This is a genomic window from Caulobacter sp. S45, from assembly GCF_903642205.1.
In the GTDB taxonomy this organism is placed as follows: domain Bacteria; phylum Pseudomonadota; class Alphaproteobacteria; order Caulobacterales; family Caulobacteraceae; genus CAHJWH01.
Genome location: NZ_CAHJWH010000120.1, coordinates 1 through 9,904 on the forward strand (window position 1 = coordinate 1; position 9,904 = coordinate 9,904).

The 9,904-nt window shown below is 71.1% G+C and carries 12 protein-coding genes; 7 read left to right on the forward strand and 5 right to left on the reverse strand.

Going from position 1 to position 9,904, the window contains the following annotated elements:
* From HUV06_RS11720 to HUV06_RS11740, 5 genes are all read left to right on the forward strand, one after another.
* Nucleotides 1-1,318, forward strand: a 1,318-nt coding sequence (locus tag HUV06_RS11720; protein ID WP_217433821.1) for a sodium:proton antiporter, incomplete at its 5' end; no start/stop codon positions are given.
* A 40-nt stretch (nt 1,319-1,358) separates the two neighbouring features.
* On the forward strand, nt 1,359-2,078 hold the full coding sequence (gene ccmC, locus HUV06_RS11725; RefSeq protein WP_174301449.1) for a heme ABC transporter permease CcmC: 720 nt from the start codon (nt 1,359-1,361) through the stop codon (nt 2,076-2,078).
* A complete protein-coding gene (gene ccmD / locus HUV06_RS11730; protein ID WP_174301450.1) occupies nt 2,078-2,245 on the forward strand; it encodes a heme exporter protein CcmD in 168 nt (55 codons plus the stop codon). Before ccmC ends, ccmD begins: the two co-directional genes overlap by 1 nt.
* Entirely contained in the window at nt 2,242-2,769 is a 528-nt protein-coding gene (locus tag HUV06_RS11735) for a redoxin family protein (protein WP_174301451.1), read from the forward strand. Before ccmD ends, HUV06_RS11735 begins: the two co-directional genes overlap by 4 nt.
* A gap of 69 nt (nt 2,770-2,838) precedes the next feature.
* Entirely contained in the window at nt 2,839-3,087 is a 249-nt protein-coding gene (locus HUV06_RS11740) for a hypothetical protein (RefSeq protein WP_174301452.1), read from the forward strand.
* 3 nt (nt 3,088-3,090) lie between these two features.
* On the opposite strand, the gene HUV06_RS11745 is transcribed toward HUV06_RS11740, so the two are convergent.
* The 3 genes from HUV06_RS11745 to ftsY form a co-directional block, all read right to left on the reverse strand.
* Entirely contained in the window at nt 3,091-3,711 is a 621-nt protein-coding gene (locus HUV06_RS11745; protein ID WP_174301453.1) for a MarR family winged helix-turn-helix transcriptional regulator, read from the reverse strand.
* A gap of 78 nt (nt 3,712-3,789) precedes the next feature.
* Nucleotides 3,790-4,392, reverse strand: a complete 603-nt coding sequence (locus tag HUV06_RS11750; protein ID WP_174301454.1) for an inner membrane-spanning protein YciB — start codon at nt 4,390-4,392, stop codon at nt 3,790-3,792.
* Nucleotides 4,389-5,354 (reverse strand): signal recognition particle-docking protein FtsY, encoded by a 966-nt coding sequence (gene ftsY, locus HUV06_RS11755; protein WP_174301455.1) that lies wholly within the window; start codon nt 5,352-5,354, stop codon nt 4,389-4,391. Before ftsY ends, HUV06_RS11750 begins: the two co-directional genes overlap by 4 nt.
* Nucleotides 5,355-5,484: 130 nt before the next feature.
* Between ftsY and HUV06_RS11760 the strand changes: the two genes are divergently transcribed.
* Both HUV06_RS11760 and HUV06_RS11765 read left to right on the forward strand, forming a co-directional pair.
* Nucleotides 5,485-5,964: a hypothetical protein gene (locus tag HUV06_RS11760; protein ID WP_174301456.1), complete on the forward strand. Its 480-nt coding sequence runs from the start codon at nt 5,485-5,487 to the stop codon at nt 5,962-5,964.
* A gap of 103 nt (nt 5,965-6,067) precedes the next feature.
* Complete coding sequence (locus tag HUV06_RS11765) at nt 6,068-6,430, forward strand: hypothetical protein (protein WP_174301457.1); 363 nt, start codon at nt 6,068-6,070, stop codon at nt 6,428-6,430.
* 12 nt (nt 6,431-6,442) lie between these two features.
* On the opposite strand, the gene rimO is transcribed toward HUV06_RS11765, so the two are convergent.
* Complete coding sequence (gene rimO, locus HUV06_RS11770; protein WP_174301458.1) at nt 6,443-7,858, reverse strand: 30S ribosomal protein S12 methylthiotransferase RimO; 1,416 nt, start codon at nt 7,856-7,858, stop codon at nt 6,443-6,445.
* Between the two features lie 78 nt (nt 7,859-7,936).
* Nucleotides 7,937-9,904: primosomal protein N' (locus tag HUV06_RS11775; protein WP_174301459.1), on the reverse strand; the 1,968-nt coding region annotated here is incomplete at its 5' end.

Below are 9,904 nucleotides of genomic sequence, written 5' to 3' on the forward strand. Positions count from 1 at the left end.
AACCTTGCGCGCCGCCGCCCGCTGTTTAGGTCTGCGCCGGGGACGAGCCGCCATGACCGCCTTCGACTTGGCCGCCCTGTTCATCAGCCTGGTGGCCGGGGCCGGCTGGGCCAACGCCAGGTGGCTGCACCTCCCGCCGAGCGTGGTCATGCTGGCGGTCGGCGCGCTAGGTTCGGGGGTGCTGATCGTCGGGCGTGGCGTACCGTCCGTCTCGCCGGCCGCGGACGCCGTCTCCCACCTGATCGGGCGGGTGAACTTCCCGGAGACCGTGGTCGGCTACATGCTGGCCTTCCTGCTGTTCGCCGGCGCCATGCAGGTCGACCTCAGCGAGCTGCGCCGCCGCACGATGGCGGTGGTCAGCCTGGCCACCTTCGGCGTCCTGGCCTCCACGGTGATCGTGGGGACGGGCGTGTGGCTCGGCGCGCGGGCGCTGCAGCTGCCGATGAGCCTGCCCTGGGCCATGGTGTTCGGCGCCCTGATCAGCCCCACCGACCCCGTGGCGGTGCTGACCACCGTGCGGGGCGGCGAACTATCCGGTTCGCTGCAGGCGACCTTGCAGGGGGAGGCCCTGTTCAACGACGGCGTCGGCATCGTCGTCTTCCTCGCCGCCCTCGCCTTCGCGACGGGCGGCCACGCCGCGCATCCCGCGGTCGCAGCCTTGCAGGTGCTGGTGCAGGCTGTGGGCGGCCTGGCGCTGGGGCTCGGCGCGGCGGCCGTGGTGGTGCGCGCCATGCGGGCCATCGACGACTATGCGGTGGAGGTCACCCTTTCGCTGGCGCTGGCGGCGGGCGTCTACGCCGGCGGCCAGGCCCTGCACGTCAGCGGGGCGATCGCGGCGGTGGCGGCGGGGCTGCTGGTCGGCGACCGGGGCATGGAGACGGCGATGAGCGACACCACCCGCCGCTACGTCCAGAGCTTCTGGACCCTGGTGGACGAGCTGCTGAACGCACTCCTCTTCCTGCTGCTGGGCCTGCAGACCGCCGTCCTGCCGCTGGACCTGCGCGACTTCGGCCTGTGCGCGCTGGCCATCCCCCTGGTGCTCGTGGCGCGGTTCGCCGTGGTGCTCCCCTGGGGCGCCTATTACCGCTTCCGCCATGACGAGCGGGGCGCCAGCCTGATCCTGGCCTGGGGCGGCTTGAGGGGTGCGCTGTCGCTGGCGCTCGCGCTGCAGGCGCCGGCCGGACCTGCGCGGGCCGTCATCCTGTCAGCCACCTATGCGGTGGTGGTGTTCGCGGTCGTGGTGCAGGGGCTGAGCTTCGCGCCGCTCGTCGCCTTCCTGAAACGATCGCCTGGCGCGGGAAACACAGCGACGGCCTGACAACTTGCGGGTCACCGCGGCTGACCTTAGAGCCTTGGCCATGCCCGGCTTCGGCGCCTTCCTGGCCAACCCCGCCCGCTTCATGGCGGTGTCGCGCTGGCTCGCCCCAAGCCTCGGCGCCCTGGCGGCCTTCCTGCTGGCGGCCGGGCTATGGACGGCGATGAGCGTGCCCGACGACTACCAGCAGGGGGCCACCATCCGCATCATGTTCATCCACGTGCCCGCCGCCGTCACCGGCATGTTCGTCTATGCCTGCCTCGGCGTCGCCAGTTTCCTCGGCCTGGTGTTCCGCCACGCCCTGGCCGACGCGGCCGCCAAGGCCGCAGCCCCGCTGGGGGCCGCCTTCACCGCCCTGGCGCTGGTCACCGGCTCACTCTGGGGGCGCCCCATGTGGGGGACTTGGTGGGTGTGGGACGCGCGGCTGACCTCGGTGCTGGTGCTGTTCCTGCTCTACCTCGGCTACATGGCGCTGCACGCGGCGCTGGACGACGAGGCCAAGGCCGCCCGCGCCGCCGCCATCCTGGCGCTGGTGGGCTCGGTCAACCTGCCGGTCATCTACTTCTCGGTCTACTGGTGGAACAGCCTGCACCAGGGCGACACCATCATCTCCGGCAGGCTGGCGCCGGCCTATGGCCTGCCGCTGCTGTTCATGTGGGGCGGCTACATGGCGCTGTTCGGCGCCCTTTGGCTGGTGCGCATCCGCGCCGAGGTCTGGCGCCGCCGGGCCGGCGCGAGGGCCATGGCCCGGGCGCTGGCCTGATGAGCCATCCCAACCTCGAGGTCGGCCGCTACGCCGTCTTCATCTGGCCGGCCTACGCCATCACGGCCGCGACCCTGCTGGCCCTGGTCGTGGACAGCCTCGCGCGCGCCGCCCGATGGCGCAGGGCCGCAGAGGCCGGGCGCAGGACCACAGGCGAGGACCGTTGAGGCGGCTGGTCGCCATCCTGCCGCTCGCCATCCTGGCGGCGCTGGCGCTGCTGTTCGCGACCTTCGGCCTGCACCACGACCCGCACTTCACGCCCGACGCTCTGGTCGGCCAGAGCGCGCCGGACGCCGTGTTGCCCCATCTGGACGGGAGCGGGCCGGCGCATCTGGCGGGCGCCCTGAAAGGACCTGTGCTGGTCAACTTCTTCTTCTCGACCTGCCCGCCCTGCATCGAGGAGGCGCCGGCCTTAATGGCGCTGAAGAGCCAGGGCGTGCGCCTTGTCGGCGTGGCCTACAAGGAGCCTCCGGCTGACACTCAGGGCTTTCTCAGCCGTTTCGGCAATCCCTTCGCGGAGGTTCTGGTCGATCGACAGGGCCGAGCAGCCATTGACTGGGGCGTGTCGGGTGCGCCGGAGACCTTCTTGGTGGCAGCCGATGGCAAGGTGCTGGCCAAGCACTCCGGTGCTTTGACCCCCGCCGACGCCGACGCCTTGCTGGAGCGCATGTCCTCACCCACCTCCCGATGAGGCTTGGAGCTTGACCGCCAAGGTCCGCTTAACCATGTTCTGGCCTGTCTTGGTGAAGCGAGCTGACCCATGGCCGACATACGCACGTCTTCAGCCGGCCACAGCCTGGTTCCCCAGGCACGCTCGACGCCTGCGCGCAGCGAGGCGGTCAAGGCCGCCCAGCGCGCCTTCTTCCAGGCCGCCCTGGACGGGGTCGCTCCCGCCGCAGCCGTTCAGCCGCGGATCACGCCGGCGGTGAAGGTGCAGCCCACCGGGTCTGACACGACTCCGCCCAGCCGTCTGCTTCGCCCCGGCTCGCTGCTCGACATCAAGGTCTAGCGCCTAGTCCGTAGTCGCCTCGCCCGTTGCGAGCTGCGGCTCGACGGCCGGTATGGCGTCCGTGGATGCCGACGGTGCTGCGTCGCGATCACGATGTCCGCGGTGTTTCTTGTTCTTTTTCTTGCCGCCCTTCTTGGCCTTCTTCGACTTGGGCTCTGCCTGCTCCGGAGACAGGCCGCCCTCCCCAGCTAAGGCCAGTCGGCGCAGGGCGTCGATGAAGGGTTCGCGCTTCTTGCCGCCGAGCAGCTCCAGGATGCGCTGGTCGGCGGCCACAACCCGCGGCGCCGCCGCCTCCAACACGAGACGGCCCGCCTCGCCCAGCCTGACCGTATTGGCCCGCGCATCTTCGGCGGAGCGTTCACGCACCAGATGGCCCTTCACGATCATGCGGCCGACCAGGTCGGCGAGGGTGGACCGGTCTATGCCGGTGGCGCGCACCAGGTCGGTCTGGCTCAGGCCTTCCCTGGCGGCCACCGCCGCCAGCACGGCATACTGTCGCTGGGTGATGGAGGCCGGTCCTGTTTCCGCCGTGTAGATGTCCAGCGCCAGCTGCAGGGCGCGGTGGAGCAGGTGGCTCGGCGAGCGCTCGAGCGCCGGCGTCAGGGGGGAACTGGACTTCGCCATCGGTACGCTCCGGGGTGTGACGATAGCCTGGCCCAGCGTCGGTTTGACGACAGTCGCCTCGCCGGGCAGTCGCCGCCGCTACTCCTGCGGCTCGCTCAGTCGCACGGCGGCCTCAAAAGCGGAGGCGCTCTTCACCATGCCGGGGATCTGGGTGGCGGAGAACAGCAGCGACAGGACCAGCATCCCAGGCATGCGGAACAGCACCCACACCGCGTCGCTCTGCGTCCGCCAGACGATCTCGTTGACGACCGCAAGCGCGAGGAAGAACAGGCCATAGCGCAGGGTCAGCCGCCTCCAGGCCGCCTCGGTCAGCTGCAGCGCCGAGCCCAGCAGCAGCTTCACCGGGCTCTTGCCGAGCGCGAAGCCCACGAGCAGGCCCAGGCCCAGCGCCCCGTCGAGCACCGTGGTCTTCATCTTGATGATGCGCGGGTCGTGGAACACCAGGGTCGCCACCCCGAACACCAGGGCCATGATCGAGAACAGCAGCGGCAAGGGGGCAACCTTGCGCTCCACTACGAAGCCGATCAGGACAGCCGCCAGCGACACCACGACGAAGGCGAAGGTCGCCGTCAGCAGGTTGTGGGTGAGCAGGTAACCGACCGCCAGGCCCGCCAGGCCCGCATAGTCCACCACCATCCGCACCCAGCCGGCCGAAGGCTTGACTGAGGCCTTGGGGCTCATGCCGCCAGCTCCTTGCGGCCGAGGCCGACGAGTGACCGGGCGAAGGCCTCCGGTTCAAAGGGCTGCAAGTCTTCGATCTGCTCGCCGACACCGATCAGCTTCACCGGCGCGGAGCTCGCTTCGGCCAGCGGCACCAGCACGCCGCCGCGCGCGGTGCCGTCCAGCTTGGTCATCACTAGCCCCGTCACGCCGGCGATCCTGGTGAACACCTCCACCTGGCTGGCGGCGTTCTTGCCCACGGTGGCGTCGAGCACCAGCAGGGTCTCGTGCGGATAGGCCGGATCGATCTTCTTCAGCACCCGCACCATCTTGGCCAGCTCCTCCATCAGGTGCGCCTTGTTCTGCAGCCGGCCGGCGGTGTCGATCAGCACCACGTCAAGCTGCTCGGTGCGGGCGCGGGTCACCGCCTCGAACGCCAGGCTGGCGGCGTCGGAGCCTTGCGGCTTGATCAGGATGGGCACGCCCGCCCGGTCGGCCCAGACCTGCAGCTGCTCGATGGCGGCGGCGCGGAAGGTGTCGCCGGCGGCGATCAGCACGCGCGCGCCGCGTCCCTTCAGCTCCGAGGCGATCTTGCCGAGCGTGGTCGTCTTGCCCGATCCGTTCACGCCGACCAGCATGACAACGTAGGGCTTTGCGCCACCCGACAGCGGGTCAAAGCGGCCGGCGTGCGGCGCAAGTTCCTTGGCGATGGCGCGGGCTAGGGTCTCGCGAATCTCGTCCTCGCCGGGCGAGGCGCCGAACCGTTCGAGCGAAAAGGCCTCCACGATCCGCGCGCTGGCGTCCACGCCGAGGTCGGCCTGGATCAGCAGTTCCTCCAGCTCATCCAGAGCGTCGTTGTCGAGTGGCTTTTTGACGAAGGTGGAAACCACCTGGTCGGTGAACTGGCGGGAGGACTTGGTCAACCCGGTGGCCAGCCGCTGGAACCAGCCCTTCTTGGGCGCGACCGGATCGGTGGAGCTCATCGGGCCGCCATGTAGCGCGGGCGGGCGACGGACGGTAGGGGCGACGCGTTCAGCAGCGGTTCATGGCGCTGGGACGAGGCTAACGCGTTGGATGTGCGGCCCCCGTCGCCAAGTCTCGCCGGAGCGTATGATGAAATCCCCGCTGGTCCTGGGCTCAGCCCTAGGCGGCATGGCGCTGGTCGGCGCCGCCGCCGTGGGCATGACCTACTTCGCCCTCCGCGCCGCCTCACCCACGCCGCAGGCCTCGGCGCCTCACCCGGTGACGGCTGCGGGGTCACCTTCACTCAACACCCCGCCGATGGTGGAGGAGCCGCCCCTACCCCGACCCATTTGGCCGAAGGCGGCCCGCATCCACACGCACCGCCGCGCCTGCCCCGTCCCTGCGGTCTACCACCCGCGCCGGCGGCCACACTACGCTCAGCCGATGCGCATGCGTATGGTGCAGTCCGCCTATCCGCCGCCGCCGCCGCCACTCGTAGAGGGCTATCCTGGCCCCTATGGGCGAGCAGGCTGGCGGCGGCCCGGCTGGCGCGGTCCTGGCTGGCGATACCCTCCCCGGTGGGCGTACGGCCCGCGCCCGGGCTTTGGCCCGGGGTGGCGCGATTGGTAGCGTGGGAGCTGACGCCATTCAGCCCAGGTTCATGGCGGATTAACCATGAACCGGGCGCGGCTCAGAAGCTTCAGATGTCGCGACGCCGGAAGGGAGATCCCGAATGAGAACGCTGTTTGTCCTGGCGGGCGCCGCCGGAGCGCTCGCCGCTAGCGGAGCGCCTGCCCTCGCCAGTTCCTGCGGCTGCTACGTGCACCATCACGTCCACCACCGCATGCACACCTACAGGACCGCCCGCGCGCCTATAGTCGACACACCACCGCCGGTGGTCCAGCCCGCGCCCCAGCCGCAGGTGGTCTACCGGCCCTACCCCGTCTACCGGCCGTATCCATTTTACCGGCCCTACTCCTTCTACCGCCCATATCCCTTCTTCTACGGGCGCCGGTTCTTCGGTCCCCGGCCGTTTTTCGGGCCGAGGTTCGGCTACGGCTTTGGACCTCGCTTTGGGCCTTACCGCCGGTGGTAGCCGGCCAGCCGCTCAGGGCCGGCTGATCACCCGGTGAAGGCGACGGGCAGGGCGGGGCGGCGCCCGGCTGAGCGTCACCTCGCCCAGCCGGGCCACCAGGTCGAAGGCGTCGGCCCGCTCGATCGTCACCTCGGCGAACTCGCCTGGCGCCAGCTGGCCGGCGCCGCGGACGAAGACCTTGCCGTCGATCTCCGGTGCATCGGCGGCGGTGCGCGCGACGGCGACCCCGTCGGCGCGCACCTCGTCCACCAGAACCTTCATGCGCCGCCCGACCTTGGCCCGCAGCTTGGCGCGGCTGATCCGTTCGGCGGCGGCCATGAAGCGGCGGCGGCGCTCCTGCTTCACGTCCTCGGGGACGTGGTCGGGCAGGTCTCGCGCGGTGGCGCCCTGCACGTTCTCGTAGGCGAACGCCCCGACCCGATCGAGCTGAGCCTCCTCCAGCCACTGCAGCAGGAACTCGAAGTCGGCCTCAGTCTCGCCGGGGAAGCCCACCACGAACGTCGACCGGATGGCCAACTCCGGGCAGATGCCGCGCCAGCGCGCCAGCCGCTCCAGCGTCTTCTCACTGTGGGCGGGCCGGCGCATGGCCTTCAGCACATCGGGCGCGGCGTGCTGGAACGGGACGTCGAGGTACGGCAGGATCAGGCCCTGCGCCATCAGCGGAATGACCGTGTCGACGTGCGGGTACGGGTAGACGTAGTGCAGCCTCACCCAGGCGCCGAGCTGGCCCAGGCCCTGTGACAGCGCCTCCAGGTTGGCGCGCCACATCTCGCCCCGCCATTCGCCGGGGGCATACCGGATGTCCAGGCCGTAGGCGGAGGTGTCCTGGGACACCACCAGAAGCTCCTTGACCCCGCTCTCCACCAGCGCTTCGGCCTCGCGCAGCACCTCGCCCACGGGACGCGAGGCGAGGTCGCCGCGCAGGCTGGGGATGATGCAGAAGCTGCAGCGGTGGTCGCAGCCCTCGGCGATCTTTAAGTAGGCGTAGTGGCGCGGCGTGAGCTTCAGTCCGCCCCCGGCCATGGGCGCGATCTCGGCGAACGGATCGGGCTGGGGCGCGGAGCGGTGCACCGCATCCAGCACCGCGTCATAGGCGTGCGCTCCAGTGATGGCGGCGAGGTCCGGGAACCGCTCGCGCAGCAGGGCCTCCTCAGACCCCATGCACCCGGTGACGATCACCGGACGGCCTGATGCCCGCGCCTCCGCGATGGCCTCGAGGCTCTCCTCCCGCGCGCTGTCCAGAAAGGCGCAGGTGTTGACGATCACCGCGTCGGACCCGGCATAGTCCGGCGAGGTGTCGTAGCCCTCCCCCTTCAGCCGAGTCAGGATGCGCTCGGAGTCGACCAGCGCCTTGGGACAGCCCAAGCTGACCATGCCGATCCGCGGAGGTGGCTTGGCGGAAGGCGTGATGACGGGCGCGTGGCCCATGCGCTGGAAGTCCTGCTGAAACGAAGGCGTCTATCTAGGCCTAGACGAGCCTTTTAGCGAGGCGATGCGACCGCGTCCTCACAGGAAGCTGTAGGGGTCCACGTCCACGCTCATGCGCACTGCGCCCGGCACCTTCACCCGTGCGCGCCAGGCGCCGAGATAGGCCTGCAGGTTCACCCGGCGCTCGGCCCGCACCAGCAGGCGCTTGCGGCGGCGGCCACGCACCAGAGCCAGCGGCGCATCAGCGGGCCCGTAGACCTCCACCCCATCGGCCACCGGCGCGACGCTGATCAGCTCGCGGGCGAACGCCTCCAGGCGCGCTCCGTCGAGGCTTGACAGGATCACCGCCGCCAGCCGGCCGTAGGGCGGCAGGCCGGACAGCTCGCGCATCTCTCCTTCCGCCGCCAGAAAGCCGTCGCGGTCGCCGGCGGCCAGGGCCTGCATGACGCCGTGCTCGGGCGTGTAGGTCTGGATCATCGCCCGGCCCGGCTTGTCCGCCCGACCGGCCCGGCCGGCCACCTGGGCCAGCAGCTGGAAGGTGCGCTCTGCCGCGCGCAGATCACCGCCCTTCAGCCCGAGGTCGGCGTCGATGACGCCCACGAGCGTCAGCCCGGGGAAGTTGTGGCCCTTGGCGGCGGCCTGAGTGGCGACCAGGATGTCGATCTCGCCGTCAGCCATGCGGGCGACCAGCCGGCGTGCAGCCTCGGCGTCCATCACCGTGTCCGACGAGAAGACCGCCACCCGCGCGTCCGGGAACAGCTCGCGCGCCTCCTCCTCCAGCCGCTCGACGCCGGGGCCGATGGAGGTGAGCGAGTCCTTGGCCGCGCAGTGGGGACAGGCATCGGGCTTCTTCATGGAGAAGCCGGTCAGGTGGCAGACGAGCCGGCCCGAATAGCGATGCTCCACCAGCCAGCTGTCGGTGTCCGGCGCACTCATCCGCTCGCCGCAGGCGCGGCAGAGCACAAGCGGCGCATAGCCCCGGCGATTGAGGAACAGCAGGGACTGCTCGCCGCGCGCCAAGCCCTCCGCCACCGCGCCGATCAGCCGTGGCGACATCCACCGGCCGCGCTCCGGCGGCTCGGCGCGCATGTCCACCAGCGCCATCTCCGGCAGGCGCGCGGCGCCGTGCCGCGCGGACAGCCTCAGCCAGGCGTAGCGGCCGGCCTGGGCGTTCCAGATGCTCTCCAGCGACGGGGTGGCCGAGGCCAGCACCACGGCCGCCCCTTCGATCCGCGCGCGCGCCACGGCGAAGTCGCGGGCATGATAGACAAAGCCGTCCTCCTGCTTGAAGGCGCCGTCGTGCTCCTCGTCCACGACCACCAGCCGAAGGTGGCTGAACGGCAGGAACAGGGCCGAGCGGGCGCCCACCACGATGCGGCACCGACCGCCCGCCACCGCCTCCCACACCCGCCGGCGGCGTGGAGGCGAGACGCCGGAGTGCCACTCCGCCGGGGCCGCGCCGAAGCGCTGCGCGAAGCGCGCCAGCACCGCCTGGGTCAGGGCGATCTCGGGCAGCAGCACGAGCACCTGGGCGCACGCGTCCGCCTGGAGCGCCGCCGCTACGGCTTCCAGGTAGACCTCGGTCTTGCCGGACCCGGTCACCCCGTCCAGCAGGGCGACCTTGAAGCCGCCGCCCCGGACCATGGTCGCGAGCGCCGATGCGGCGGCGGCCTGGCTGGGGTTCAGGGCGGCGCCCGCGAGGGCTGGGTCGGGTTCGGGGAAGGCGGCGGGAGTGACGATCTCGATGAGCTCGAGCACACCCTCCGCCACCAGCCCCTTCACCACGCCTGAGGAGACCCCTGCGGCAGCGGCCAGCGCTGTAGGACGCATCGGCTCGCGCGCGACCTCAAGCACCCGCTCCCGGGCAGGCGTCGGGCGTGCGGGCAGGGCCCCCGTAGCCCGGAGCAGACGCTCAGGGGGTGGTGGCGGCGCCCTCAGGCCCCGCAGCGCGAGGGCCAGCGCCTCGCCCGGCGGCTCGCAGGCATAGGCCGCCGCCCACTCCACGAAGCGGAGTGTGGCCGGCGGCAGCGGCGGGTCGGGAAGCCG

What these genes read in the sequence shown, in the direction of transcription:
- HUV06_RS11740 (WP_174301452.1), top strand. Translation starts at nt 2,839, where the DNA reads ATGGCCGACATACGCACGTCTTCAGCCGGCCACAGCCTGGTTCCCCAG.
- HUV06_RS11750 (WP_174301454.1), bottom strand. Translation starts at nt 4,392, where the DNA reads ATGAGCCCCAAGGCCTCAGTCAAGCCTTCGGCCGGCTGGGTGCGGATG.
- ccmD (WP_174301450.1), top strand. Translation starts at nt 2,078, where the DNA reads ATGAGCCATCCCAACCTCGAGGTCGGCCGCTACGCCGTCTTCATCTGG.
- HUV06_RS11760 (WP_174301456.1), top strand. Translation starts at nt 5,485, where the DNA reads ATGAAATCCCCGCTGGTCCTGGGCTCAGCCCTAGGCGGCATGGCGCTG.
- HUV06_RS11765 (WP_174301457.1), top strand. Translation starts at nt 6,068, where the DNA reads ATGAGAACGCTGTTTGTCCTGGCGGGCGCCGCCGGAGCGCTCGCCGCT.
- ftsY (WP_174301455.1), bottom strand. Translation starts at nt 5,354, where the DNA reads ATGAGCTCCACCGATCCGGTCGCGCCCAAGAAGGGCTGGTTCCAGCGG.
- rimO (WP_174301458.1), bottom strand. Translation starts at nt 7,858, where the DNA reads ATGGGCCACGCGCCCGTCATCACGCCTTCCGCCAAGCCACCTCCGCGG.
- ccmC (WP_174301449.1), top strand. Translation starts at nt 1,359, where the DNA reads ATGCCCGGCTTCGGCGCCTTCCTGGCCAACCCCGCCCGCTTCATGGCG.
- HUV06_RS11745 (WP_174301453.1), bottom strand. Translation starts at nt 3,711, where the DNA reads ATGGCGAAGTCCAGTTCCCCCCTGACGCCGGCGCTCGAGCGCTCGCCG.